Here is a 26,426-nt window from a genome sequence, read left to right as displayed (position 1 = left end):
TGCCGCGGGAAGCTGCGGTCTTCTCGGCGGCCTCCAGCTCGTTGACGCCCTCCTCGGTGCGGCCCACCGCGAGCAGCAGCCGGCCGCGCACGGAGCGGATGTCGGGCAGCACGATCGTGGACGGGTACGGCGGTGCGAAGCCGTACCGTTCGGCGACCGACCAGGCTTCCTCGACCCGGCCCCGGGCGAGCAGTGTGTCGACCAGTCCGCAGGTGGACGACCAGTACAGGGGCAGGCGGCGGCCGACGCGTTCGGCGAGCAGCAGGCCCTCGCGCAGGGTGGACTCGGCGTCGCGCAGCCGGCCCTGCCTGCGGTAGGCGAGCCCCAGGAAGGCGTTGGCCAGGGACAGGTGGCCGCCGCGCCAGCCGGCGCCGGTGTAGACGCGCCGGGCCTCGGCGAACAGGCTTTCGGCGCGGTCCAGCCGGTCCGCGTAGGCGTACGCGCTGCCGAGCATCATCAGCAGCTCCATGCCCCACTCGGTGTCGGTCCAGCCGAGGCCGGGCGCGAGGCGGCCGTTGACGAGGGCGCGGTCGCACAGTTCGAGGACCTCGTCGGCGCTCTCCCCGTGGGTCATCGCGTCGAAACCGCGCAGGATCAGCAGGGCCCGCTCGGCGTTGTCCCGGCCGGTGCAGGTGGCGGCCAGTTCGGCGAGGCGCCGGGAGCGGACCGGGGAGACGGTCTCGCCGTGGATGCACTCCCACATGAACTGGAACGCCTGGAGCCGCAGCCGGACGGAGCCCGTGTCGTGCCGGGCGGCCTCCGCCTCGACCGTGCGGACGGCCTCCTCCAGCTGGTCGTTGTGGAGCAGCGCCTGGGAGAGGCGGACGACGGCGTCGACGCGGTCGTCCCCGCCGAGGCCCGGCATGCCGAGCGCGCTCTGGAGGTGGTCCACGGTGACCGAGGGATTGGTCAGGAGGGTGGCGCAGCCGAGTTCGTACAGGACGTGCGCGTGCACGTCGGGGCGGGGCGGTTCCTCCAGCGCGCGTTCCAGGCAGCGGCGGGCCGCGTCGGGCGCGCCGACGGCGAGGTTCTCGCGGGCGGCCTCGCGCAGCTGCTCGACGAGTTCCTCGTCCTCGTCCGGGTGCACCTTCAGCAGGTGCCGGGCGGCCTCGGCGGCGCCGCGGCCCAGCTCGGTGATGATCTGCGCGGCGACTCCGTGCATGGCGGTGCACACGCCGGGCGGGATGGAGTTGTAGACGGCGGTGGCGATCAGCGGGTGGACGAACTCCAGCTCGCCGCCCGCGCTCTCGCCGCCGTCGGCCGGGTCGGGTTCGGTCAGGATGCGGGCGGCGCAGAGGAGTTCGGCGCAGTCGCGGGCCAGGTCGGCGTTCATGGTGGCGAGGCGGGCGACCATGTCGACGGTGATGCCGGTGCCGAGGATGGCGGCGGCCCAGGCGAACCGGGTGGCCTCCAGGCCGAGGCCCTTGAGCCGGTCGACCAGTCCGCCGCCGCGGGCCGTGCGGTTGAGTGCGCGCAGTTCCCCGGCGTGCGCCTCGACCGGCTGGAGTTCGCTGTCCTGGACCTTGGCGAGCAGTTCGACGGTGTCGTAGGGGTTGCCCGCGGTGACGGCCCAGACCTCGCGGCAGAACGCGTCGTCCGCGTGCCGGCCGAGGGTGGCGCGGGTGAGTCCGGCGGCGGCGTCCGGGGTGAGGGCGCTGAGGTTGTTGACGGGGCGGCCGGCCGCGGCGGCCACCTGGTCGAGGTGGCGGGCGCTCTCCCCGCCGACCTCGCCGGGACGGCGGGCGACCACGACGAGGACGGAGAGGTCGTCGAGGCGTTCGGCGAACGCGGCGAGCCAGCGCAGGGTTTCCTGGTCGGCCCAGTGCGCGTCGTCCAGGAGCAGCACCAGGGGCCATTCGCGGCGGGCGAGCCGGCGCACCGCGGCGACGAGTCCGTCGCAGACGTACTGCGGGTCGGCGTTGTCGCCCTGCGGATCGGCTATACCGAGGGCGGGGCCGGCGATGTCGTACCAGTCGCCGAGGTATTCGCGGGCCTCGTCGGGCAGCAGGGAGAGCAGCGCCGGCTGGAGCAACTGCCGTACGACGTGGAACGGGACGGACTTGAGGGTCTCGGCGCCGCGCGCCGACCAGACGACGCAGCCGCGGCGTTCGGCGATCCGGCGGGTCTCGGCGAGCAGCGCGGTCTTGCCGAGACCCGCCTCGCCGCGGAAGACCAGCAGACTGCCCGCGGACGACTGGTCGGCGCACAGGACGTCGAGTGCCTGTGCCACGGTGGCGATCTCGGCGTCCCGTTCCCACAGGGGAGCCGAGCCGGCCGCCGGCGGCCGTCCCTCCGTCATCCCGTTACCTCCCCGGGTCGCCCGAATGACGTACAGGGCCCGAGCGTAGCCGTCCGGCGGGGCCTGTGGTGGCCGGTCGCGGCAGCTGTTGCCCGCCCGGGTGAAAGAGGGTGCGGGCGGGCGACAGCGTCCCCGTCCCGACCAGCGGACGGAGCGTCAACCGGGCCCTTGGCGAACCACGGCTGAGGGGGGCGCACGCGGTGGCGGGAGCGACGACGGCGCGGGGCGGGACGGGACGGGGCTGGGCGGGGCGGGACAGGACGGCGCGGGGCGGGGCGGGACAGGACGGCGCGGGGCGGGGCGGGACAGGACGGCGCGGGGCGGGGCGAGGGCGGGGCGGGACGGGGAACTGAGGCCGGTGCGGACCGGCCGCGGGGTAATCGGTGGCGGTATGTACCGGTCCGTGCGCTCGGCGGCGGATCCTCTCATCCGTCTTTCACCGTCGCCTCATACGGTGGGGGCATGACGCAGGTGACTCCTCCCGGGTGGTACCCCGACCCCGGGCAGACGAACGACGGTCCGCCCACCGAGCGCTGGTGGGACGGCAAGGCCTGGACGGACCAGACCCGCCCCGCCGGCACGGCCGCCGCATGGGGTCCCCCGGCGCAGTCCCCGGCGGGCGCCGGGTACGGCGCGTACCCGGGGTACCCGGCCTACCCCGCCGAGCCGCCGGCCCCGTCCCGGCGCGGGCTGCGCACGGGCATAGCCGTCGCGGTGACGGCGGCGGTGCTGGCGAGCATAGGCATCGGCGTGTACGCCCTCGCCAAGGACGACGGCGGCGGCGACCGGGCGGGCTCTCAGCAGGGGCCGAGCGGCGAACGGGGCGGGCCGGGCGGCTCCGGCGGCGGCCCGGGCGGCAACGGCGGTTCCGGCGGGAACGGCGGCTCGGGCGGCAACGGCGGTTCGGGCGGGACCTCGCCGTCGCCCGGTCCGTCCGGGGCGCCGAAGGTCGAGGGCGGCGGCTCGGTGACGGACCCGGTCAACGGCGTCAGCCTCCCGGTACCCGAGGGCTGGACCGGCCAGTTGATCGGCGTCGGCGCGCAGGTGGTCTCCGACGACTCCTACAAGTGCCCGGGCGACCCGGCGCAGACCTGCACCGCGGGCGGCGCCTACACGGCTCCGGCGGAGGCGCTGCACATCAAGGCGACGACGGCCGAGGGGGTCGCCAAGGCGGACATCGCCGCCAACGCCAAGCAGTCGTACGGCGGCACCACCTACGGCAGCATCACCTCGCACGAGGTGCTGGCCTCCGAGCCGGTGACGGTCGCCGGGCAGAAGGGCTACCGGGTCCGCTGGAAGGCGGTCACCAGCAAGGGCGCCGACGGCTACGTGGAGTCGGTCGCCTTCCCGTCCCCCGACGACGCCGGGCGGATCGTGGTGGTCCGCTTCGGCGTGGACGTCGGACAGAAGCCGTCCGTCATCGACGAGATCCTGAAGGGCATCGAGGTCTCCTCCGGCGGCGGGAACGGGCAGGACGTCTGAGACGCGGATCGGCCGGGTGGGACCCCCCTCCGCTCAAGGGGAGTCCCACCCGGCCGGGGGGTGCGCGCCGCCCCCGTCCCCACGGTGCGGCGCGGACAGGTCACCGTTCAGTCATCCCGTGAACGGCGGCCTGGGTCTCAGGTCAGTCCGAGCGCCGGCAGCACGGCGGCCTCCACGAATCCGACGAGGTAGTCCGAGTCGGCGTACTGCCCGCAGAGCACCGGCCGCACGCGCAGGACGCCGAACATCATGGCGGGGACGTACTCGAGCGCGGGGTGGTCGGCGCGGACCTCGCCCCGGGCGACGCCCCGGGCGAGCATCTCCTCCAGCGCCGCGATCTCCGGGTCGACCAGCGCCTCGCGCAGCGCCTCGGCCAGCTCCTGGTCCGCGGTCACCGCGTGCCCCAGCGCCTGGAGCAGCCGGGTGTCCTTGGTCGACCAGTCGCCCGCGGCCCGCCCGGCCTGGCGCAGGTCCTCGGCGAGCGAGCCGGTGTCGATGCCGGCGAACCGCACCCGGCGGTTGGCGCGCAGCGCCGCCGCGACGAACTGCGGCTTGGTCTTCCACTGCCGGTAGAGCGTGGACTTGCTGCACCGGGTGCTGGCGGCGACGCCCTCCATGGTGACCGAGTCGTAGCCGCACTCGCGGAGCTGTTCCAGCACGGCGTCGAAGAACTCCCGCTCACGCTCCGGCGTGATCTTGGAGCGGCGCGAGGCGACGACCGTCTCCGGTCCGTCCGCGTCCTGCGACGTCATGCGGTGCTTCCCCTCACTCGTGGCCTGAATCCAGTGTGTGTCGCACATCAATCGATACGCAAGTGTACCGGTACAGACTCGTATCGGTACACTGGCGTATCGGTACGACAACGTATCGATGAGTTCCGGTCCCGACCGGGGCCCGTACGCACCGCGTCACGCACCATCACACGCACCACCGTCAGCGAAGGGGCCGGGGGATGAATGCCCGAACCGAGCCTGCGGAGGCGCAAGCGGAGCCGGAGACTCTGGCACGCCCGCCTCTGATACGTGAGTTCCTGCTGGTCGCCGGACTGTTCCTGGTCTACAAGCTCGGCCGGCAGCTGGCCACCGGCCACACCGCGGACGCCTTCCGCAACGCCCGCCGCGTGTGGCACCTGGAACGCACCGTGCACCTTCCCGGCGAGACCGCCGTGCAGACCGCCCTGCTGCACGGCGAGACCCTCGTCCGGCTGGCGAACACCTACTACGCGACCGTGCACTTCCCGGCCACGCTCGCCTTCCTGATCTGGCTGTACCTGCGGCGCCCGGCGCACTACGTGTGGGCGCGGCGGGTCCTCGCCGTGGTCACCACGGCCGCGCTCGTGCTGCCGTTCACCTTCCCGCTCGCCCCGCCGCGGATGCTGGGCGGCACGGGCCTGGTGGACACCGCCCGGATCTTCGGCCCGTCCGTCTACGGCCCGCCGTCCAGCGACCACCTCTCCAACCAGTTCGCGGCGATGCCCTCCCTGCACTTCGGCTGGGCGCTGATGGTGGCGATCGGCCTGATCGCCGCCACCCGTTCCCGGTGGCGTGTGCTGTGGCTGCTGCACCCGCTGGTCACCCTGCTGGTGATCGTGGGCACGGCGAACCACTACTGGCTCGACGCGATCGTCGCCACGGTCATGTTCGGCCTCGCCCTGGCGGTCATCCACCCGCCCCGGCACACGGCCGGCACCGCCCCGCGGGACACCGGCAGGCCGCGTACCCGCGAGGCCGTCCTGGTGGGAGCGGGCCGGTGAGCGCGGCCGTGGCGGCCGCCCTCGGCCTCTCCCTGGTGTCGGCCGTCGCCTACGCGCTGGCCGCGGTGGCCCAGGAGCGCCTCGCCTCGGGCAGCGCCGGAACCGGTCTCGTGCGGCTGCTGGGCACCGGTGCCTGGTGGTCGGCGGTCGGGCTGAACGCGGCCGCCGCGCTGCTGCACGTCGTGGCCCTGAAGTACGGTCCGCTCACCGTCGTCCAGCCACTGGGCGCGCTCACCCTGGTCGCCGCCGTGCCGCTGGGGGCGCGGGCGGCCGGGCGGCGGGTCAGCGCGGTGGAGTGGCGCGGTACGGTGCTCACCCTGCTGGGGCTGGCCGCGCTGCTGGTCACGGCCTCCGGTCCGGCGCCCGAGCGGGTGCTGTCACTGACCGAGGCGCTGGCGGTCGCCGGTACGACCGCCGCCGCGATCGGCATGCTCTCCTGGCCCGGCGCCCGGCCGGGCCTCAGGCACGCGACCGCGTCCGGCTTCGCCTCCGGTGTCGCCTCCGCGCTCACCCAGACGGTGACCGTGGCGGCCACGGACCGCTCCGGACCGGCACTGAGCACCGAGGTGATCGTGGTCGCCGTGCTCGTCGCCGCGTTCGCCGTCGGCGGTCTGCTGCTGTCGCAGACGGCCTACCGCGGCGGCCTCGGCGCCCCGCTGGCCGTGGTCACCCTGGCCAACCCGCTGGCCGCAGCGGTGATCGGGCTCGCGCTGCTGGGCCAGGGGCTGCAGGGCGGGGCCGGCGGAGTGCTGCTGGCCCTGGCGGGAGCGGGCCTGGCCTCGTGGGGCGTGGTGCTGCTCACCCGGGCGGCCCCCGCACCCGGCCCCGCGGCGCAGCCGGAGCGGCACGAGCCGCCCGGGCAGACCGTGCCGACCGTGCGGACGGCTCGGACCGGGCAGAGTGCGCCGGCCGTGCGGGCGGCACGGACCGGGCAGAGTGCGCAGGCCGTGCCGGCGGGGCGGACGGCGAGGGCCGCGCCGAGCGGGCAGAGCGGCCACGCCGGGGCGCACGACGAGCGGCCCGGGACCGACGAGCACCCGGTGGCGGCCGTACTGGCCCTCAAGCCGGTGACGGCGGCGGCCGAAGCGGTGCTGCGGCCGCGCCGGCCCGAGCAGCCGGGACACCTCACCGCCCTGTGAGCGCAAACGGCGGCGGCCGGTGCGCGGGAGTGATCCGCGTGCACCGGCCGCCGTGGCCGTACCGCCGGGGCGGGGCCGGTCAGCCCCAGCCGCGCGAGTCCTGCTTGAGGGCGGTGTCGACGGTCAGGGCCGTCGCCACCACGAGGCTCAGCAGCGGCTCGGGCAGCTGGTAGTGGATCTGGAGGACGTAGTTGTCCGCCGTCGTGAACAGGGTCTTGGCCAGGCCTTCCCAGGTCTTGGTGATCCGGGCGACCTCGTTGTCCTGGTGGTCGACGATCGCGAAGTTCCAGGCCCGCCAGTTCTCCGCCTTGATCGCGCCGACCTGCTGGCCGTTCGCCATCATCGCGAAGTTGATCTTGCCGATCATGTTCTTCTGGACGATCTCGCCGACCGGCGATCCGTCCGGGCGGGTCACGACCACCCGGGACTTGAAGATCTTCGCGGGCCGGGTCAGCAGCAGCTGCGGCTGGCCGTAGGCGTCGCGGATCTCCAGCTTGTGGGTGAGGAACTGGTCGATGCTGGAGACGAAGCGCAGGATCTTGCGCAGCACGCCCTGCCCGACCTGGGTGACCGAGCCGATCTCGCGGCCGCCCTGATCCATGACCTTGTACTCGTTGGTCAGCTCGATCAGCTTGGCCTTCTGGTTCACGACCAGGACGGGCTCGGTGAAGAGGGTGCCGCCGCCGGGGCCGCCGGCCGCGACGCCGGCCTGCTTCTGCACCTGGCGCTGCACCTTGGCGTCACCGGCCTGCTGCTGCGGGAAGGCGGGGGCGGGGGCCTGCTGCGGGGGAACCTGCCCGGCGGCCTGCTGGTCCGGGTTGGTGTGCTCGGTCCACTGCGTGCCGTCCCAGTAGCGGAGCGTCTGCGCCGCGCCGTGCGGATCCGGGTACCAGCCTGCAGGAGTGTTCGATTGCGTGGTCACCGGGGCACACTACCCTGATGTGACTGGTACCTGACCAGTCCGCACGGAGCGGTGTTCATCGCTCGTTCACCCCGTGACGATCGCCGGGTCGCTGACGCCGGGCAGTCCGTTCTCCACGTGGCCGGCGAAGCCGCGCAGGAAGGCCGGGTCGGCGTCCGAGGTGACGGTCAGGTCGTACCAGCGCTCGCTGCGCGCGAGGGCGACCGTCTGCCGCACGGTCGCACCCGGCCGTACGGTGACCGTGACGGGGCTGCCGCCGTAGCCGTCGACCAGCTTCAGCCGCGCCGTGCCGGAGCCCTTGTTGGTGAAGGTGAGCTCCACGTCGCCGCCCACGTGCCGGGCGGTGACCTCCGGGCCGGCGACCTTGTTGCGGCCCTTGAAGACGCGCAGGAAGCCGTTGGGGCCGTGCACGGCGAGGTCGTAGTTGCCCCCGGAGTAGACCGAGTTCCAGGTGTCCGTGAGGGTCTTGCCGGCCTGGGTGGTGTAGGTCCAGGGGCCGTCGGTGCGGCTGTCGGACGTGACGAGGAAGGCCGCGCCCGCGCTCGCCCCCGAGGCGAAGGTGAGCGTGAACTTGCCGCCCGCGGTGTCCGCGGACCCGTCCACCACGGGTGCGTACTTCAGCGGGCGGGTGGGCCGGCTGCCCGGCTCCTGCCTGGGCAGCGACGGGTTGGCCGGCGGCTTGGGCACGTAGTCCGGGTGCCGGTCGCGGTCCGGCGGCCGGTACCCGGCCGTCGAGGGCAGCGCGACGAGCGCGGCGTCCTGCCGGGAGAAGTCGAAGGCGCTGGTCAGGTCGCCGCAGATGGCGCGCCGCCAGGGGGAGATGTTCGGCTCCTGGACACCGAACCGACGCTCGATGAACCGGATGATCGAGGTGTGGTCGAACGTCTCGGAACAGACGTAACCGCCCTTGCTCCACGGGGAGACGACCAGCATCGGCACCCGCTGGCCGAGGCCGTAGGGGCCGGCGACATGGCCGCTGTCGCCCTTGAACAGGTCCGGCGCCGGGTCGGCCGTCGACCTGCCCTGGGCGGCGGAGGCCGGCGGGTAGGGCGGGATGACGTGGTCGAAGAAGCCGTCGTTCTCGTCGTAGGTGATGAACAGGGCGGTCTTCGCCCACACCTCGGGGTCGGCGGTGAGCGCGTCCAGGACCTGGGAGATGTACCAGGCGCCGTAGTTGGCGGGCCAGTTGGGGTGCTCGGTGAAGGCCTCGGGCGCGACGATCCAGGAGACCTGGGGCAGCGTGCCGGCCCGGACGTCGGCCTTCAGCAGGTCGAAGAAGCCCTCGCCCTTGCGGGCGTCGGTACCGGTGCGGGCCTTGTCGTACAGCGGGTCGCCGGGCCGCGCGGTGCGGTACTGGTTGAAGTAGAGCAGCGAGTTGTCGCCGTAGTTGCCGCGGTAGGCGTCGTTGATCCAGCCCCAGGAGCCGTTCGCGTCCAGGCCGTCGCCGACGTCCTGGTAGATCTTCCACGAGACGCCGGCCCGCTCCAGGCGCTCGGGGTACGTCGTCCAGCCGTAGCCCTTCTCCTCGTTGCCGAGGACCGGGCCGCCGCCCGTGCCGTCGTTGCCGGTGTACCCCGTCCACATGTAGTAGCGGTTGGGGTCGGTGGAGCCTATGAACGAGCAGTGGTAGGCGTCGCAGATGGTGAAGGCGTCCGCCAGCGCGTAGTGGAAGGGGATGTCGTCACGGGTGAGGTACGCCATCGTGGTCGACGACTTGGCGGGCACCCACTTGTCGTACTTGCCCTTGTTGAAGGCGGTGTGTCCGTCGTTCCAGCCGTGCGGGAGGTCCTGGAGGAAGGCCAGGCCCAGGTCGTCGGCGTCGGGGTGGAAGGGCAGGATGTCCTTCGTGCCGTCGGACTGGTGCCAGACGGACCTGCCGTTCTGCGTGACCGGGCGCGGGTCACCGAAACCGCGCACTCCTCGGAGCGAGCCGAAGTAGTGGTCGAAGGAACGGTTCTCCTGCATCAGGACGACGATGTGCTCCACATCGTCCACCGTTCCGGTGCGGTACTGGGCGGGCAGCGCGGCCGCGCGCTGGATGCTGCTGGACAGCGCGGTGAACGCCGTGGTGGCGCCCGCAAGCTGGAGGAAGCGCCGCCGGTTGACTTCGGGCATGGGTGAGGGTCCTCTCGTCCTGACGTACGTCGACACCGCCAGATGACGGAATCTGCGCGGAGCGAGTGTTCCAAGAGCAGCAAACGTCAGGGAAGGGTCCGGTGGCGCCCGTGTGAAAGTCGCCGGTACGTGCGGTGCCGCGGCACCGGGTCCCCCGTGCCCCGGTGCCGCGGCGGCGGACGGCGGCGGTCAGGAGGTCAGGTACGCCTCCACCTCGCTGAACTGACCCGCCGGCCAGCCCGTGTTGGCGCTGACGCTCAAGCGCAGGTGGCGCAGGCTGGTGCCGGCGGGCAGCGACACGGTCGCGGCGTTGCCGGTGGCCGGATCGAAGCGGTAGCCCTGGGAGCCCACCACCGTCGTGTAGTTCGTGCCGTCGGCGCTGCCGAGCACGGTGAGGGTCTGGGTGCGGGCGCCCCAGGCCGAGGACGGCGGCAGTTTCAGCACCAGCCGGCGCACGGCGTAGGAGGAGCCGAGGTCGACCGTCCAGGACTGCGGGAAGGCGTTGTTGGCCGACTCCCAGTACGAGTTCGCGTCGCCGTCGACCGCTTTGCCGGGGGTGTACACGTCCTGGGAGCCGGTCGCGGTGGCCGGGCGGCCCTTGGCGAGGTTGCGGTTCGGGTCCGGCTGCGGGTTGCCCTGGCCCGGCTGCGGCCAGGTGGAGCAGTCCGACCAGGTGCTGGACCAGCCGGAGTTGCCGCCGCCGTCGGTGAGCGCGAAGGAACCCGAGTCGGCCGGATAGGGGCAGTTGTAGACGCCGGCCGCGCCGACCTGGGTGGCGGTGACGTCTTTGAAGGTGGCCGCGCCCTGCGCCTCGGCCTGGACCACGACCGTACCGGTGTTGCGCACGGTCGCGCCGGTGACGTGGACGTTCCTGACCGGGTAACCCCGCCCGCCGCCGGAGACGAACTCGAAGGCGCTGTACGGGCTGTCGGTGATCGTCGTGTTGGTGATGTCGACGGTCGCCTCGATGGCGCTGTCGTAGGAGTCGACGCGCAGCGCGCCCATGGGGTGGTTCCAGTTGGGGTTCATCGCGCCGGTGCGGACCAGGGTGTTGCCGTCGACCGTGATGGTGCCGGCGAGCGGGTGGAAGGGGTCGAGGAACTTCTGGTTGGAGATGGCGATACCGCTGCCCAGGGCGTTGGTGTCGGAGATCAGGTTGTTGCGTACGGCGACGTCGGTGCCGCCGTAGATGGCGATGCCGTTGGCGAGGTTGGGCTGCGAGATGGTGTTGTTCTCGAAGCTGGAGTCGGTGTCCGGGGAGTACAGGGACCACATGGCGAGGGCGTCGTCGCCCTGGTTGCGCAGGAAGTTGTTGCGCACGCGGACGCCCCTGGCGCTGCCGTTGAGGTTGAGGCCGTCGGCGGTGGTGTCGAGGATGCGGTTGTTCTCCACCACCAGCTTGTCGTTGTTGCCCGTGAGCCACAGGCCGACCTTCAGGTGCTGGAGCCACATGCCGGAGACGGAGGAGTTCGGTCCGAGGGAGCCGTTGACGAAGTTGTCCGGGCTGGAGTCGACGCGTTCGGTGACCTCGCCGATGACCGCGAAGTCCTTGATGCGGACGTTGCCCGAGGAGCCGGTCTGGTCGATGAAGCGGGAGGTGTGCACCACCGAGTACCAGCTGCCGGCGCCCTGGAGGGTGACGTTCTGCACGCCGCTGAGCGAGGAGGTGATGCGGTAGTCGCCCGGCGGTATCCACACCGTGCCGCCCTGGGCGGCGGCGATGGCGTCGCGGAATGCCTGGGTGGAGTCGCCGGTGCCGCTGGGGTCGGCACCCTTGGAGACGACGGACACCGAGCCGGCGGGCTGGGCGGCGGCCGGGCCCACCTGCTCGAAGTCGGCGACGTCCACCGTGACCTGGACGCCCGCCGGCTCGACGGCCACCTTGTCCCCGGCCTGGACGTTTCGTCCGAGCAGCAGCCGGGTGTTGTCGAAGAAGTGGTGCGTCCGGGCGCCGGCGATCCAGCCGGTGTCGACGTAGGAGTACTTGGACGTCACCGGGAGGGTCCGGGCGAGCCGGGTGCCGTTGACGTACACGTTCAGGGCACCGGACTGGCCGTCGGGGACGCTGTACGCGAGGTTCAGCGCGTTGGCGGCGCGCGGCACGGTGAACTCCAGCCGCTGCCCGGGGGCCAGCCGGACGGCCTGCCGGCCGGACGCCTCCGAGGCGAGGGTGCCCTGGGTGTGGTCCGGGCCGATCCTGGTGCCGTTGCCGGTCGCCGACTCGGCCTCCACGGAGGTGAAGGGGAGCGTGGCACCCGCCGCCGCGTGGGCGGCCGGAGCGAGGGTGACGAGCATGCCGGCGGCGAGGGCGACGGCCGCCCCGATGGCCGGCATGCGCCTGAGCTGTCCGGCGGTGCTGCTGCGCATGAGCTGATCCCTTCGTGGGGGGGTGCGTGGGATGACGAGGTGCGTACGACGCGGCTCAGGCGCGCAGCCAGGCCGCCGTGTCCCGCGGCAGCCGGCCGGCTTCGTCCAGTGGGCCGCTGCTGAGCAGGAGTCGGGAGTGCGCGGGGAGGCGGGCGGGCGTGGCGGCGAGGTTGACCACGCACAGCGCCCGGTCCGCGCGGGAGAAGGCGAGCACGCCCTCGGGGGCGGGCAGCCAGGTCAGGGGGCCGTCGCCGAACTCCGGGCGCAGGGCGATGGCCTCCCGGTAGAGGGTGAGCATGGAGCCGGGGTCCCGCTGCTGGCGGTCGACCGCGTACGACGCCCAGCCGGGCGGCTGCGGCAGCCACGGCTCCTCGCGTGAGCCGAACCCCGCGTGGGGCAGGCCGGCGGCCCACGGCAGCGGCACCCGGCAGCCGTCGCGGCCGGGGTCGGCCCCGCCGGACCGGAAGTGCATCGGGTCCTGGATGCGGCCGGCCGGGATCTCGGCCTCCGGCAGCCCCAGCTCCTCCCCCTGGTAGAGGTAGACAGCGCCGGGCAGCGCCAGGGACAGCAGGGCGGCGGCCCGGGCCCTGCGGGTGCCGAGCGCCAGGTCGGTGGGGGTGCCGAAGGTCTTGGCGGCGAAGTCGAAGGCGGTGTCCTCGCGGCCGTACCGGGTGACCGTGCGGGTGACGTCGTGGTTGCACAGCACCCAGGTGGCCGGGGCCCCGACGGGGGCGTGCTCGGCGAGGGTGGTGTCGATCGAGGCGCGCAGCCGGCCGGCGTCCCAGGGGCAGGAGAGGAAGGAGAAGTTGAAGGCGGTGTGGAGTTCGTCGGGGCGCAGGTAGCGGGCGAAGCGTTCGGGGTCGGGCAGCCAGACCTCGCCGACGAAGACGCCGCCGTAGGCGTCGGCGACGGTGCGCCAGGAGCGGTAGATGCCGTGGAGTTCGTCGCGGTCGACGAAGGGGTGCGGCTGCGGACGGGAGGCGAGGTCGGGCAGGCGCGGGTCCTTCGCGAGCAGGGCCGCCGAGTCGATGCGGACGCCGGCGACGCCCCGCTCGAACCAGAAGCGCAGGATGTCCTCGTGCTCCCGGCGGACCGCGGGGTGGGCCCAGTTCAGGTCCGGCTGTTCGGGGGTGAACAGGTGCAGGTACCAGTCGCCGTCGGGCAGCCGGGTCCACACCGGTTCGGTGGAACCGGCGAACTGCGACGGCCAGTCGTTCGGCGGGAGCTCGCCGTGCGCCCCGCGTCCGGGCCGGAAGTGGAACAGCTCGCGTTCGGGGCTGCCGGGTCCGGCGGCGAGCGCGGCCCGGAACCAGGGGTGCTGGTCGGAGACGTGGTTGGGGACGATGTCGACGATGGTGCGGATGCCCAGCTCCCGTGCCTCGGCGATGAGTTTCTCCGCCTCGGCGAGGGTGCCGAAGGCCGGGTCGATCGTCCGGTAGTCGGCGACGTCGTAGCCGCCGTCCTTCATCGGTGACAGGTACCAGGGGTTGAACCACAGGGCGTCCACGCCGAGTCCGGCCAGGTACGGCAGCCGGGTGCGGACGCCCGCGAGGTCGCCGGTGCCGTCGCCGTCGCCGTCCGCGAAGCTGCGGACGTAGACCTGGTAGATGACGGCGGAGCGCCACCAGTCGGGGTCGTTCGGGGCATGGGTGGGCTGTCCCACTGCGTGTGCCTTTCTCTGGACGGGGCGGCGGCGTCAGCCCTTGGTGCTGCCCGCGCCGATCCCGGCGACGATGTGCCGCTGGAAGACGAGGAACAGCGCCACCATCGGGATGCTGGCGATCACCATCGCGGCGATGAGCACGGTGAGCTGGATGTTCTGCGACAGCTGGACCAGGGCCACGCTGATGGGCTGCCGGCCGGTGTCGGAGAAGACCATCAGCGGCCACAGGAAGTCCTGCCAGACGGCGACCAGCGCGAAGATCGAGACCACGCCGAGCACGGGCCGGGACATGGGCAGCACGACCGACCACAGGGTCCGCAGCCGGCCGGCGCCGTCGATCTCGGCGGCTTCCAGCACCTCGCGCGGCAGCTGGTCGAAGAACCGTTTGAGCAGGTAGAGGTTGAAGGCGTTGGCGACCGCGGGCAGCCAGATGGCGAGGGGGTCGTTGAGGAGCCCCAGGTCCGCCACGGTCAGGTACTTGGGTACGACGAGGGCCTGGGCCGGGACCATCAGCGTGGCCAGGATGCCGCCGAGGATCACCGTGCCGAAGGCGGGCCGCAGCCGGGACAGGGCGTAGGCGGCGGCCGTGCAGAACACCAGCTGGAAGGCCCAGGCACCGGCCGCCTGCACGACCGTGTTGCCCAGGTGCCGCGGGAGCTGCATCAGGTCCCAGGCGTCGGTGTAGCCGTCGGGGCGCCAGTGTTCCGGTACCAGCGTCGGCGGGGTCCGGGCCACCTCGTCCGGGCTCTTCAGCGCGCCGGTCACCATCCAGTAGACCGGGAAGAGGAAGGCGAGCGCGAACAGGACGAGGACGGACGTGAACACCGTCCAGTAGACGGCCCTGCCGCGCGGGCGGGCGAGGGCGGCCGGGGAGACGAGGGTGCGGGTGCCGGTCATGTCTCCCCCTCGGAACGGGTGAGCCGCAGGTAGAGCGCGGAGAAGGCGCCGAGCAGGAGCAGCAGCAGCACGCTGAGAGCGCAGGCGCCGCCGAAGTCGTTGTAGAGGAAGGCGTACTTGTAGATGAGGTAGAGCACGGTCACGGTGGCGTCCTCCGGTCCGCCGCCGGTGATGACGAACGGCTCGGTGAAGACCTGCATGGTGGCGATGATCTGCAGCAGCATCAGCATCAGGACGACGAAGCGGGTCTGCGGGATCGTGACGTGCCGGACGCGCTGGAACAGGTTCGCGCCGTCCAGTTCGGCGGCCTCGTACAGCTCGCCGGGGATGGACTGGAGAGCGGCCAGGTAGATGAGGACCGTGCCGCCCATGTTGGCCCAGGTCGCCACGATCACCAGGGAGACGAGGGCGGTGTCGGCGCCGTTGGACCAGTTCGAGGTGGGCAGGTGCAGGAAGCGCAGCGCCTCGTTGGCGAGGCCGGCCCCGGGGTCGTAGAACCACTTCCACAGCAGCGCGCTGACCACCGGAGGGATCATCACCGGGAGGTAGACCACGACCCGGAAGAAGGCTCGGGCGTGCCGCAGCTCGTTGAGGACGAGGGCCAGGACGAAGGGGACCGCGAAGCCGATGAGCAGGGCAAGCAGGGTGAAGGTGAGGGTGTTGCGCCAGGCGGCCGTGAATTCGGGGTCGTGCAGGACGCGGGTGAAGTTGGCGGTGCCGACCCATTCGGGCGGTGAGCCCGGGGTGTACTTCTGGAAGGCGATGACGACCGCGCGGATCGCCGGGTACCAGGAGAACAGGGCGAAGCAGAGCAGGCCGCCGAGGAGGAACCCGTAGGCGCGGACCTGGTCGGCGAGGCGGCGCCGCCCGCGGCCCCCCGCCGGGGGCCGCGCCGGGACCGGGGTGACGGCGGCCTCGGCCGCGGGCCGCCGTTCGGCCGTCTTCGTCATCGCGGTCAGCTCCGGGCCAGGATGCCGTCGATCTTCTCGGACGCGTCCTCCAGCAGCTGGTCGATGTCGGCGTCCTCCTTGGTGAGGACGGCGGAGACGATGCCGTCGAGGACGGAGTAGATCTGCTGGGCGTGGGGCGGCTCGATCTTCATCCGCAGCTTCCGGTTGCCGTCGAGGAACGCCTGGTAGTTCTCCACCGGGACATTGGCGTCGGCCTTCTTGGCCTGCTGGTCCCTGGCGTCGGCGGCGCCGGTGAACAGGCGGGGCTCGGGCAGGCCGACGGGGGCGTCGTGCTTCCTGGCGCGCGCGTAGTCGCCGAGGAAGCCGTCCCCGGGGGTGAGGAACATGTGGTCGAGCCACTTCAGGCCGGCGCGGATCTGCGCGGGTGTGGCGTGCTTGGCGAACATGTAGCCGTCGCCGCCGATCAGGGTGCCCTTGCCGCCCGGCATGGGGGCGAGGGCGAGGTCCTCGTAGTCGCCGCCCTTCTCCTTGACCAGGATCGGGATGTTGTCGGGTGCGGCGAGGTACATGCCGAGCTTGCCGGAACCCATCATCTGCTGCACGTCGTTGATGACGAGGAGCTGCTTGCTCCCCATCGAGTCGTCGGTCCACCGCATGTCGTGCAGGTTCCGCAGGACGGCGCGGCCCTCGGGGGTGTCGATGGCCGCCTTCTCGCCGTCGGCGCCGACGACGTCCCCGCCCTGCGAGTACAGCTCGGCGGTGAAGTGCCAGCCGCCCTGGTTCTGCGCGCTGTAGTCGGCGTATCCGACCGTGCCGTCGCCGAGGGCGGCGATCCGCTTGGCGGCGGCGCGGACCTCCTCCCAGGTCGCCGGGGGCCGGTCCGGGTCGAGGCCGGCCTTCCGGAAGAGCGCGCGGTTGTAGATCAGCCCCATGGAGTAGCCGGTGCGGGGTATGCCGTACACCTTGCCGTCCACGGTGTAGATGTCCCGCAGCTGCTTCTGGATGGTGTCGTAGCTCTTCAGTTCGCCGAGGTACGGGGTGAGGTCGGCGGCCTGGCCGACGTCGACGACGTGCCGGGCGTCGGTGAAGTACGTGTAGAAGACGTCCTCCATCTGGCCGCCGGCGAGCTTGGCGTCGAAGGTCTTGGGGTCCTGGCAGGGGAACGCGTCGTGGGCGACGACGTCGATGTCCGGGTTCCGCTCCTCGAAGGCGGCGATCTCCTCCTCGAAGAACGCGCGGTCGACCTTGGCGCTCCTGGGCGGCTCGCAGTTGACGGTGATGCGGGTCTTGCCGCTCGCCGACTCGTCGCCACCGGACCCGCAGGCGGTGGCGGCGAGGGCGAGGGAGGAACAGACGCCGAACGCGACGACGGTACGGCGGAACCCGGTGTGTCTCATCGGTGGACCCCTCATGGCACTCATGGCAGGAGTGGTGGGCGCCGCACACTCAAGCACCGCCGGCATCACGCCGCAAGATATCGCGCGGAATCTGTAATTATTCGACAGCTGGCTGGATCTCCAGGAGCTCAGCCGCGCGGGGCTTGCGCGGTGGAGCCTCGTACCACCAGTTCCGGCTCGAACAGCAGCTCCTCGGCGGGTACGGCCGTGCCGCCGATGCGCGCGTTGAGCAGTTCGACCGCCGCGCGGCCCATGGCCTCGATGGGCTGGCGGACGGTGGTCAGCGGGGGTTCGGTGCAGTTCATGAACGCCGAGTCGTCGTAGCCCACCACGGAGATCCGACCCGGGACGTCGTACCCCTTGCGGCGGGCCGCCCTCACGGCGCCGAGCGCCAGGGGGTCGGAGGCGCAGATGATGCCGGTGACGCCCCGGTCGATCAGCCGGGAGGCGGCGGCGTGACCGCCCTCGATGGAGAAGATGGCGCGGGCGACGCGTTCCTCGGGCAGGTCGCCGGCGATCGCCCGGGCGGCGGCCAGCTTGCGGGCCGAGGGCACGTGGTCGCCGGGGCCGAGGACCAGACCGATGCGCTCGTGGCCGAGGGAGGCGAGGTGCCGCCAGGCCTGCTCCACGGCGACCGCGTCGTCGCAGGACACCGCGGGGAAGCCGAGGTGCTCGATGGCCGCGTTGACCAGCACGACCGGGATGTTGCGCTCGGCGAGCAGCCGGTAGTGGCCGTGCGGCGCGTCGGCCTGGGCGTACAGCCCGCCGGCGAACACCACCCCGGAAACCTGCTGGTGCAGCAGCAGTTCGACGTAGTCCGCCTCCGACACCCCGCCCTTGGTCTGCGTGCAGAGCACCGGGGTGAGCCCGAGCTGGGCCAGCGCGCCGCCGATGACCTCGGCGAACGCCGGGAAGATGGGATTCTGGAGCTCGGGCAGGACGAGCCCGACCAGCCGGGCGCGTTCGCCGCGCAGCTGGGTGGGGCGCTCGTAGCCGAGGACGTCGAGAGCCGTGAGCACGGCCTGCCGGGTGGTCTCGGAGACTCCGGGCTTGCCGTTGAGCACCCGGCTGACCGTGGCCTCGCTGACCCCGACCTTCTTCGCCACTTCCGCAAGTCGTCGCGTCATGAGCGCAAGGCTAACGCAAATTACGCAAGCGGCTTGCGTGGAGGGTGCGGGGAGGGAATGGAGGGTGCGGGGAGGGAGTGGAGGGGCTCGGGTGCCGGAAGGGGGTGGGTGCCGGGATGCGGGCCGGGGGGCCGGTGCGGGACGAGGCGGGGGCGGGGGCGGCCGGAACGGGACGAGGTGGGGGCAGGGGCGGCCGGAACGGGACGAGGTGGGGGCAGGGGCGGCCGGAGCGGGACGAGGTGGGGGCGGGGGCGGCCGGAGCGGGACGGGGTGGGGGCAGGGGCGGCCGGAGCGGGTACGCCGACCCGGCGCCGCCGGCGACCTGAACGCCGGCGGTGCCGGGTCAGCTGTCGGTGGCCGGAACGACCGTCAGGTGCGAGCCCGTACCCCGCTGACGGCGCGGGCGGCGCACCGCGGCCGCGGGCCGGCGCGGGTCGCGCAGCACCAGCGACAGGCGCCGGTAGCCGAGCTCCCGCAGCCGCTGCGGGGACTCCTCCACGATCCGGCACTCGGTGCGTCCCCGGCGCGGGTCCGGGTGGAGCAGTAGCCGGACCGCGCCGTCGAGGCGGGTCGCGGCCTCGCCCACGGCGCGTATCCAGTGCGGCAGACCCTGCCGGAAGGCGGCCTCCATGATCGGGTCCTGGGCGACGTCGCGGCGGACCGCCTGGAGTTCGTGATCGTGGCCGTACCGCTCCAGCGCGGTCCGGAGCTGGACCAGCATCGGCAGGCACCAGCCCGCCTCGTGCTCGCCCAGGATCTCCCCGGCGTCCGGGTGGAACAGGACGAACCGGAGGAAGTTGTCGCCCGGCATGGCCGTCGGATGGGGGCGCACACCGCGGAAAAGTGTCTCGAATGCGCTGTTGGCCATGACCACGTTCCAGCGCCGGTCCACGACCAGTGACGGGCAGGTCAGATAGTCCAGCAGTGCTCCGTAGTCCTGAAGGTACGCCTGGGTCTCGCAAGTCTCGGGGACGGGCCGCGGTGCCGGCCGCTGCCCTCCTGCCTGATGTGCCATCGGGAGGTCACCCCTCTTGCCTCTGCGGCCTTTCACGCGGCGATGCGATCCTGCTGCCCAGCCAAGAGTCGTGTCAACTATCGTGGCATTTCATGCCGGTTGACGGCTGAAATTCGCCACAGTTGTGGCGACACCTGGATGTGGGTTCGAGACACCCGCTACTCTCCGGGAAGTTCACGGCGCTCGATCGTGAGACGCACGGACGCATCTGAAGCCCTCGAGAGACGTAGGAGTTCTGTCGGTGACGGATGGCTACGAGGATCCGGGCGCCTCGGCGACCGCCCAGCTGCCGGCCGTCGTCGCCCGCGTCACCGCGCTCGCCGACCGCCTCGGCGTACCCCATGCCGAGGTCTTCGACGTCGGGCGGCTCTCCATCGCCTGCGGTGTACCGGAGCCGGTGGTCAGAGCCCTGCTCAGCGGTCGGCCCGCCGGCGAGCCGGACGTCCAGGCGCGTTTCCTCCAGCGGCTGGACCTGCTGCGGCGCACCCGGCTGAAGCCCGGCGGACGCCGCTACACCCAGCAGGAGATCGCCGACGGCGCGGGCATGTCGCGGCAGCAGGCCGGCGCCCTGCTCAACGGCGACCGGCGGCCCACCATGGAGCACTGCGACGCCCTCCAGCGCTTCTTCCGGGTGCACGCCGGCTTCCTCACCGCGGAGGACCCCGAGGCACTGGCGGGCGCGCTCCAGCGCACGGAGCAGGAACTGCTCCAGAAGCTCGCCGACCGGGAGCGGGCCGCCGTCGCGGCCGCCGAGGACCCGCTGGAGCGGCTGCTCCAGGACCACGGCGTGCGCGGGATCGCCTGGCGGGCCGCGCAACTGCCCACGGACCAGCATCGGGACAAGGTCGCCGAGTGGCTCGACATGCTCCTGGAGAGCGTCAAGCGACCCGAGTCGTGAGCCTGGGGAGGACTGTGGGCATCGGCAGGGACATGCGCCGGATGTGCAGCGAGCTCGTGGGCGGGCTGACCCTGCCCGTGCCCGCGCCGCCGGACGAGCTGTACCGGGCGCTGTGCGCGGTGATGAGCCGGCGCCGGGGCCGTCCGGTGCGCTTCCGCACGGCCGTCTTCCCGCCCGGCACGGCCAGCGGGCTGTGGCTGCACCTGACCGACCGGGACATCGTGGTCGTGGAGGAACGCACCGCCCCCGGTCACCAGTTGGTGATCCTCGGTCACGAGCTGTGGCACATGCACGCCGACCACCGCGGACACCACGCGGACGGCGTCGGGGCCGCCACGCGGATGCTGTGCGACGACATCGACCAGGCGGCGCTCCAGGCAACGGTGCAGCGGGTCGCGGCCCGCACCCGGTTCGACGTCTGCGAGGAGCGGGAGGCCGAGACCTTCGGTCTGCTGCTGGCCAGCAAGTGCCGTGCCTATCTGGCCGGTTCGGCGTTGCGCGGGCCGGTGCAGCGGGACGGCGTGGCCGGCCGCATCGAGGCGTCCCTGGGGTATCCCGGCCCGCAGGGCTGACCGGCGGCGGGGCGTGGCGCCGGGGCGTGCGCGGGACGGTCTCGCCTCCGCTAAGCGGGCGAACCGGAACGGCGCCGAAGGGCATTGTCAGTGGTGGGCGGCAAGCTGGAGACGTGCGCCGCTGAGCGCGTGACCGTGACGCCTACTCGGGGAGAGCCGACCGATGCCCACCGCCGTACTGACCGACCGTGAGCGTACCGCCGTGCAGGCCTATCTGCGGCTGCTGCACACGGTGCGCGCCGCCTTCGACGGTCCACCGGACGACGGCCGGCCCGCCGTCGTCCCGCCCGCCGTGCTGGCCGAGGCGGACCAGGCACTGGCCCGGGCGGGCCTGACGGGCAACGAGGCGGAGTTCTTCCGGCTGCTCCGCGACTGGTGCCCCTCCGCCTGACGGCACGGACGCCCGCGGCACCGCCGGCCGCGGCACCGGGCGCGGGCGTACGCCGGCTGCGGCGCACGGAGCGTGCCAGCGCGGGCTCCGGCCCGCACGGTACGTGCTCGCGCCGGCTCGTCCGGGCGGTCCGGCCGGCTCGTCCGGGCGGCAGTCCGGCTCGTCCGGGCGGCGGTCCGGCTCGTCCGGGCGGCGGTCCGGCTCGTCCGGGCGGCAGTCCGGCTCGTCCGGGCGGCGGTCCGGCTCGCCCGGGCGGTCCGGCCGGCCCTCAGGCGCCGGGGGCGGGCGCGGGCACGTGGGGTATGACGACGGAGCTGGCCACCACGCCGTCGCGGACCGTCCAGCGGCCCTCGAAGACCTGGAGCGGTCGGCCGGCGACCAGGGGGCCGGGGACGAGGAGTTCGGCGCTCAGGGTGCCGTGCGGTGCGCCGTCCGCGTGCGGGTGCAGGGTGATGTCGGCCTCGGAGAAATCCAGCCACTTGCGGGTGAGGGGGAACCACGCCTTGTAGACGGACTCCTTGGCGCTGAACAGCAGCCGGTCCCAGTGCACGTCCGGCCACCGCTCGGCCAGCCTCTCGAGCCGCGCGAGCTCGGCGGGCAGGAAGACGGACGGACCGACGCCCTCCGGGAGCGGCCCGTGCGGTTCGGCGTCGATGCCGAGGGAGACGAGGTCGGTGGCGCGGACCAGCGCGGCGGCGCAGTAGCCGTCGCAGTGCGTCATGCTGCCGACCAGCCCGGCCGGCCAGCGCGGCGCGCCCCGCTCACCGCTGATCACGGCCTGCGGCGGCACGCCGAGCTTCTCCATGGCGCGCCGGGCGCAGCCGCGCACGGCAGCGAACTCGCGGCGCCGCTTGGCCACCGCGCGCACGACGAGCGCCGCCTCCTCCGGGTAGAGCGGGGCGTCCCACAGCGGGTCGTCAGCGTGCGCCTCCACGGCCACGACCGACTCCGGGAGCAGCTCCTCGATCACCGGCTTCGTCCTCCATCGGCAGAATACGGCGCAGCCTTCCCGGCGGTTCCGGGCGCTTGCGCCACTCGCGGGGGTATCCCACGGAGACCTCGGTGAAGCGGACTCCCTCGTGCCAGGTGGTGCGCGGGATGTGCAGATGGCCGTAGACCATCGTGGCCACCCGGAACCGGCGGTGCCAGTCGGCGGTCAGGGTGGTGCCGCACCACATGGCGAACTCGGGGTGCCAGAGGATCTCGGTGGGGTGCCGGTCCAGCGGGTAGTGGCCGGCCAGCACGGTCGGGAGGTCCGCGGGCAGCTCGGCGAGCCTGCGCTCGGTCTCGGCGACCCGTGCCCGGCACCACGCCTCGCGGGTCGGGTAGGGGTCGGGGTGCAGCAGGTACTCGTCGTTGCAGACGATGCCCGTGCTCTCCGCGTAGGCCAGGCCCTGCGCCTTGGTGGCGCAGCCGGCGGGCAGGAACGAGTAGTCGTACAGCAGGAACAGCGGGGCGACGACGGCCGGGCCGCCGGGGCCCTCCCAGACGGGGTAGGGGTCCTCCGGGGTGAGGACGCCCAGCTCCCGGCACACCTCGACGAGATGCTCGTAGCGGGCGACACCGCGCAGGGTGACCGGGTCGCTCGGGTGGGTCCACAGCTCGTGGTTGCCCGGTGCCCACAGCACCTTGCGGAAGCGGCTCGCGAGGACGCCGAGGGCCCAGCGGATGTCGGAGACGGTCTCCCCGACGTCACCGGCGACGATGAGCCAGTCGTCGTCGTGCGCGGGACGCATGTCCTGCACCAGGGCGCGGTTCTCCGGATAGCTGATGTGCAGGTCGCTGATGGCCAGCAGCTGTCCGGCCCCGGCCGTCGCATCCACCCCGCGCACCCCTTTCCGATCATCCGATGGCACCACGAGAACACACGCACCCGTCCCGGGACAAGAGCAACCTGGCCGAGTGGCGGCTTCCGGCCGAATGTGCGCGCCACGGGCGCCGTGGGGGCGCGGGAAGCGCCGTGGCGGCGCCCTGAGCGCCGTGGCCCCGCCCCTGTGCACCGCCGTCGCGCCCGCGAGCCCCGCCGCCCCGCCCGTGTGCGCCGCCGTCGCGCCCGCGAGCCCCGCCGCCCCGCCCGTGTGCACCGCCGTCGCGCCCGCGAGCCCCGCCGCCCCCGCCCGCGAGCCCACCGCCGCCCCATCCGCGTGCGCCGGGGTCCCGCCGGGAGTACCGCGGCCCTCACCCGCAGGCACCGCGGCTCCCCTGCCCGGGCGCCGCCGCTCTCGCCCGGGAGCACCCCGGCCCGCACCCGTAACACACGCGTTGCACGAGCGCCCTCTCGAAAGCCGTATGATCGCCCCACCACCGAGGCCCTCAACTTCCCCTGAGACGGGGCCGTTTGGTGATCCTTCCTTCCTCCTGCCCGGGCACGGGCCGCTCCGCCCTGCCCGCACACCCCGAAAGGCGGCCTGCATGCTCTCTCGCGTACGCGTCTGGCTCAACCGCACGTACGCGGAGAACGTGTTCTTCATGGATCAGCTGCGGAGAAATCCCAGCAATCGCGCGGTGGAGATCCACGCCACGCACGGCGACCCCGACTCCCCCGTACTGGCCGCCGCCGACACCGCCGAACTGGAACCGGAGGGCCTGTCCCCGGCCGGATACGTCGAGTACGCCCTTGACCAGTGCGCCCGGCGCGGCATCGACGTGTTCGTGCCCCGGCTGCACCAGGCCGCGATCGTGGCGCACCGGGCCGAGTTCGCGGCGGCCGGTACGGCGCTGCTGGCACCGACGCCCGAGGCGGTCGCCGTGTTCGAGGACAAGGCGACCGCGTACGCGGCGGTCGGTTCGGTGGGCGTCCCGGTGCCGCCGTGGTGGCGGGTGCGGACGGCGGAGGAACTCGTCTCCGCCGTGGAGGAGCTGGAGGCGGCCGGCCACCGGGCGTGCTTCAAGCCGGCCGCCGGCGCGGGCGGGGTGGGCTTCCGGGTGATCACCCGGGCGCCCTTCTCACTGACGCACCTGAACGGCTTCCCGGGCCCGCACGTCCAGCTGGACCTGGTGGTCGACGCCCTGCGGCGCGCCGGGGAGCCGGTGGACTGGCTGGTGATGCCGCGTCTGGAACAGCCCGAGGTGTCCGTCGACTGCCTGACCGGGCCGGACAACCGGGTACGGCTCGCGGTGGGCCGCACCAAGAACGGCCGCCGCCGCGGCTTCACGCTGGACGACCGGTGGCTGGGGCCGGCCCGGCTGATCGCGGAGGGCTTCGGGCTGCACCACCTGTCCAACATCCAGTTCCGGATGCTCGGTGACCGCCCGGTCCTGCTCGACGTCAACACCAGGCCCGCCGGCGGCCTGCACCAGCTGTCGCTCTGTGGGGTGAACGTGCCGTGGGCGGCCGTGCGGCTGGCGCTGGGCGAGGATCCCGGGGTGATCGAGCCGCCGTTCCTCGGGCAGGACTACACGGTGGTGTCGGGGCCGCGGCCCCTCATGCCCGCGGCGCTTCCCCGGCAGCGGGTGGAGCCGGCCGACGTGCTGCTGCCCGCGGTTCCCGCGCAGGCGGCTTCGGCGGGTGAGGTGCTGCCGCTCTAGGCGCCGGGAGCCCGGGACGATCGGCGAGACACCCCCCAGGCCGCGGGCCCTCCGCGGGTGCGTGGTGGCTTGCCGCGCGGCTTCCGGCGCCCCGGGTGGGCGCGCTCACCGGTATGGACCAATTCCGTTCTCCGTCTTGACAGGACGATTGGTCCATACCAAATTCGTTGGCGCACCAGATTCCGCACTCCCCTGCACTCCCGAACACCCCATTCCCCACAGGGAGATCGCGTGCGCCACACACTCGGGCGTTCCAGACGCCGGCTTCTCGCTCTTGTCGGTTCCGCCGCTCTCGCGGTCGGCGGGGCCGTCGCTCTTCCCGGTACCGCCCACGCGGCCGACATCGTCACCAACGGCGGCTTCGAGTCGGGCGGCCTGTCCCCCTGGACCTGCACCGGCAATCTCGGCTCGGTGGTCTCCTCCCCCGTACACGGCGGCACCAAGGCGCTCCAGGGCGCGGCGACGTCGAGCGACAACGCGCGGTGCAGCCAGACGGTCTCGGTCCAGCCGAACACGACGTACAACCTCGACGGCTGGGTGCGCGGCAGTTACGTGTACCTCGGGGTCGACGGCGGCGCCTCCACCTGGACCTCTTCCCCGTCGGCGTACAGCCGGCTCGGCGTCTCCTTCACCACCGGCGCCTCGCAGACGAGCGCCACCATCTACGTGCACGGCTGGTACGGCCAGGGCACCTACTACGCCGACGACATCAGCCTGGACGGCCCCGGCGGCGGGGGCGGCGGTGACACCCAGGCGCCGACCGCCCCCAGCGGGCTCGTCTCCACCGGCAAGACCTCGTCGAGCGTCTCCCTGAAGTGGAACGCCGCCACCGACAACGTGGGCGTGACGGCGTACGACATCTACGGCGGAACCAACCGGCTGCTGACCGTCTCCGGTACGTCGGCCACGGTCGGCGGGCTGTCGCCGAGCACCGCTTACACCTTCACGGTGAAGGCGCGGGACGCGGCCGGCAACTCCTCGCCCGCCTCCGGCTCGGTGACCGTCACGACCGACGCGGGCAGCGGCGGCGGCACCGGCTTCAAGCAGGCCGCGCCGTACCTGTACCAGGGCTGGGGCGACCCGCCGAACCCGACGACGGTGATGAACGCGACCGGGGCCAAGTGGTTCACGATGGCGTTCGTGCTGGACTCCGGCGGCTGCACCCCGGCCTGGGACGGCAGCCGGCCCCTCACCGGCGGCGTGGACCAGACGGCGATCAACCAGATCCGGTCCGCGGGCGGTGACATCGTCCCGTCGTTCGGCGGCTGGCAGGGCAGCAAGCTCGGCGCCAACTGCTCCTCCGCGAGCGCGCTCGCGGGGGCGATCCAGAAGGTGGTCGACGCCTACGGCCTCAAGGCCGTCGACTTCGACATCGAGAACACGGACGAGTTCGAGAACGAGGCCGTGCAGGCGAGGATCCTGACGGCGCTGAAGACCGTCAAGGCCGCCAACCCGGGCCTGAAGACGATCGTCACCTTCGGCACGTCCACCACCGGGCCGACGTACTACGGCAACCGGCTCATCGAGCAGGCGCAGTCGCTCGGCGCGAACATCGACGTGTTCACCATCATGCCGTTCGACTTCGGCGGCGGCTCGGACATGTACGGCAACACCGTCAACGCGACGGAGGGGCTGAAGAACAAGCTGAAGTCCACCTTCGGCTGGGACGACGCCACCGCCTACGCGCACATCGGCATCTCCGGCATGAACGGCCTGTCCGACCAGCAGGAGACGACGACCCCCGCGATCTGGACGCAGATCCGGGACTGGGCGAACGCGCACCACATCGCGCGGCTCGCCTTCTGGTCGGTCAACCGCGACCGGCCCTGCGCGGGCGGCGGTGTCGCCGAGAACTGCTCCGGCATCAACCAGAGCACCTGGCAGTTCACCTCGATCACGGCCGGGTTCACCGGCTGAGGTGCCGCCCGCGTACGACGGAGGGCCGCTCGG

General features: G+C 72.8%; 21 protein-coding genes. 8 read left to right on the top strand and 13 right to left on the bottom strand.

Going from position 1 to position 26,426, the window contains the following annotated elements; genetic code table 11:
• Positions 1 to 2,299: AAA family ATPase (locus tag ABZ576_RS31865; protein WP_360748716.1), on the bottom strand; the 2,299-nt coding region annotated here is incomplete at its 3' end.
• 462 nt (positions 2,300 to 2,761) lie between these two features.
• On the opposite strand from ABZ576_RS31865, the gene ABZ576_RS31860 reads away from it, so the two are divergent.
• Positions 2,762 to 3,781, top strand: coding sequence for a DUF2510 domain-containing protein (locus ABZ576_RS31860; RefSeq protein WP_360748712.1), 1,020 nt, complete (start codon positions 2,762 to 2,764; stop codon positions 3,779 to 3,781).
• A 137-nt stretch (positions 3,782 to 3,918) separates the two neighbouring features.
• Here ABZ576_RS31860 and ABZ576_RS31855 read toward each other — a convergent pair whose 3' ends face one another.
• The gene (locus ABZ576_RS31855) at positions 3,919 to 4,533 is read right to left on the bottom strand and encodes a TetR/AcrR family transcriptional regulator (RefSeq protein WP_360748709.1); all 615 of its coding nucleotides are present in this window, start codon (positions 4,531 to 4,533) and stop codon (positions 3,919 to 3,921) included.
• A 200-nt stretch (positions 4,534 to 4,733) separates the two neighbouring features.
• On the opposite strand from ABZ576_RS31855, the gene ABZ576_RS31850 reads away from it, so the two are divergent.
• On the top strand, positions 4,734 to 5,534 hold the full coding sequence (locus ABZ576_RS31850) for a phosphatase PAP2 family protein (RefSeq protein WP_360748706.1): 801 nt from the start codon (positions 4,734 to 4,736) through the stop codon (positions 5,532 to 5,534).
• Positions 5,531 to 6,673 carry a hypothetical protein gene (locus tag ABZ576_RS31845; protein ID WP_360748703.1) on the top strand — a complete coding sequence of 381 codons (1,143 nt, stop codon included), beginning with the start codon at positions 5,531 to 5,533 and terminating at the stop codon, positions 6,671 to 6,673. Before ABZ576_RS31850 ends, ABZ576_RS31845 begins: the two co-directional genes overlap by 4 nt.
• A gap of 79 nt (positions 6,674 to 6,752) precedes the next feature.
• Here the strand turns inward: ABZ576_RS31845 and ABZ576_RS31840 are convergent, their stop codons facing one another.
• The 9 genes from ABZ576_RS31840 to ABZ576_RS31800 form a co-directional block, all read right to left on the bottom strand.
• Positions 6,753 to 7,595: a phospholipid scramblase-related protein gene (locus ABZ576_RS31840; RefSeq protein WP_360748700.1), complete on the bottom strand. Its 843-nt coding sequence runs from the start codon at positions 7,593 to 7,595 to the stop codon at positions 6,753 to 6,755.
• 66 nt (positions 7,596 to 7,661) lie between these two features.
• Positions 7,662 to 9,710: a phosphocholine-specific phospholipase C gene (locus ABZ576_RS31835; RefSeq protein ID WP_360748697.1), complete on the bottom strand. Its 2,049-nt coding sequence runs from the start codon at positions 9,708 to 9,710 to the stop codon at positions 7,662 to 7,664.
• Between the two features lie 189 nt (positions 9,711 to 9,899).
• Entirely contained in the window at positions 9,900 to 12,077 is a 2,178-nt protein-coding gene (locus ABZ576_RS31830; RefSeq protein WP_360748694.1) for a discoidin domain-containing protein, read from the bottom strand.
• Positions 12,078 to 12,132: 55 nt separating this feature from the next.
• Entirely contained in the window at positions 12,133 to 13,740 is a 1,608-nt protein-coding gene (locus tag ABZ576_RS31825; protein ID WP_360748691.1) for an alpha-amylase family glycosyl hydrolase, read from the bottom strand.
• Between the two features lie 33 nt (positions 13,741 to 13,773).
• Positions 13,774 to 14,637 (bottom strand): carbohydrate ABC transporter permease, encoded by an 864-nt coding sequence (locus tag ABZ576_RS31820; RefSeq protein ID WP_360748688.1) that lies wholly within the window; start codon positions 14,635 to 14,637, stop codon positions 13,774 to 13,776.
• Positions 14,634 to 15,587 carry a sugar ABC transporter permease gene (locus ABZ576_RS31815; protein WP_360748685.1) on the bottom strand — a complete coding sequence of 318 codons (954 nt, stop codon included), beginning with the start codon at positions 15,585 to 15,587 and terminating at the stop codon, positions 14,634 to 14,636. The genes ABZ576_RS31820 and ABZ576_RS31815 overlap by 4 nt, the downstream gene beginning before the upstream one ends.
• Positions 15,588 to 15,592: 5 nt before the next feature.
• The gene (locus ABZ576_RS31810) at positions 15,593 to 16,945 is read right to left on the bottom strand and encodes an extracellular solute-binding protein (protein ID WP_360748682.1); all 1,353 of its coding nucleotides are present in this window, start codon (positions 16,943 to 16,945) and stop codon (positions 15,593 to 15,595) included.
• A gap of 128 nt (positions 16,946 to 17,073) precedes the next feature.
• The gene (locus tag ABZ576_RS31805) at positions 17,074 to 18,072 is read right to left on the bottom strand and encodes a LacI family DNA-binding transcriptional regulator (RefSeq protein ID WP_360748679.1); all 999 of its coding nucleotides are present in this window, start codon (positions 18,070 to 18,072) and stop codon (positions 17,074 to 17,076) included.
• Between the two features lie 343 nt (positions 18,073 to 18,415).
• Positions 18,416 to 19,087 (bottom strand): hypothetical protein, encoded by a 672-nt coding sequence (locus tag ABZ576_RS31800; protein ID WP_360748676.1) that lies wholly within the window; start codon positions 19,085 to 19,087, stop codon positions 18,416 to 18,418.
• A gap of 241 nt (positions 19,088 to 19,328) precedes the next feature.
• On the opposite strand from ABZ576_RS31800, the gene ABZ576_RS31795 reads away from it, so the two are divergent.
• The 3 genes from ABZ576_RS31795 to ABZ576_RS31785 all read left to right on the top strand — a co-directional run bounded on the left by ABZ576_RS31795 (position 19,329) and on the right by ABZ576_RS31785 (position 20,948).
• Positions 19,329 to 19,985: a helix-turn-helix transcriptional regulator gene (locus ABZ576_RS31795; protein ID WP_360748673.1), complete on the top strand. Its 657-nt coding sequence runs from the start codon at positions 19,329 to 19,331 to the stop codon at positions 19,983 to 19,985.
• A 32-nt stretch (positions 19,986 to 20,017) separates the two neighbouring features.
• Positions 20,018 to 20,557, top strand: coding sequence for a toxin-antitoxin system, toxin component (locus ABZ576_RS31790; RefSeq protein ID WP_360748797.1), 540 nt, complete (start codon positions 20,018 to 20,020; stop codon positions 20,555 to 20,557).
• A 163-nt stretch (positions 20,558 to 20,720) separates the two neighbouring features.
• A complete protein-coding gene (locus ABZ576_RS31785; RefSeq protein ID WP_360748670.1) occupies positions 20,721 to 20,948 on the top strand; it encodes a hypothetical protein in 228 nt (75 codons plus the stop codon).
• A 268-nt stretch (positions 20,949 to 21,216) separates the two neighbouring features.
• On the opposite strand, the gene ABZ576_RS31780 is transcribed toward ABZ576_RS31785, so the two are convergent.
• Positions 21,217 to 21,918 carry a 4'-phosphopantetheinyl transferase superfamily protein gene (locus ABZ576_RS31780; protein ID WP_360748668.1) on the bottom strand — a complete coding sequence of 234 codons (702 nt, stop codon included), beginning with the start codon at positions 21,916 to 21,918 and terminating at the stop codon, positions 21,217 to 21,219.
• On the bottom strand, positions 21,866 to 22,771 hold the full coding sequence (locus tag ABZ576_RS31775) for a metallophosphoesterase (RefSeq protein ID WP_360748665.1): 906 nt from the start codon (positions 22,769 to 22,771) through the stop codon (positions 21,866 to 21,868). Before ABZ576_RS31775 ends, ABZ576_RS31780 begins: the two co-directional genes overlap by 53 nt.
• 589 nt (positions 22,772 to 23,360) lie before the next feature.
• Here ABZ576_RS31775 and ABZ576_RS31770 point away from each other — a divergent pair.
• On the top strand, positions 23,361 to 24,476 hold the full coding sequence (locus tag ABZ576_RS31770) for an ATP-grasp domain-containing protein (protein WP_360748661.1): 1,116 nt from the start codon (positions 23,361 to 23,363) through the stop codon (positions 24,474 to 24,476).
• Between the two features lie 231 nt (positions 24,477 to 24,707).
• Entirely contained in the window at positions 24,708 to 26,393 is a 1,686-nt protein-coding gene (locus ABZ576_RS31765) for a carbohydrate binding domain-containing protein (RefSeq protein WP_360748658.1), read from the top strand.
• Positions 26,394 to 26,426: the final 33 nt, after the last annotated feature.

This window comes from Streptomyces sp. NPDC013455, from assembly GCF_040632975.1.
Taxonomy (GTDB): Bacteria; Actinomycetota; Actinomycetes; order Streptomycetales; family Streptomycetaceae; genus Streptomyces.
Note: the sequence above shows the minus strand (reverse complement) of the source record. Positions and strands in the feature narration are given on the sequence as shown.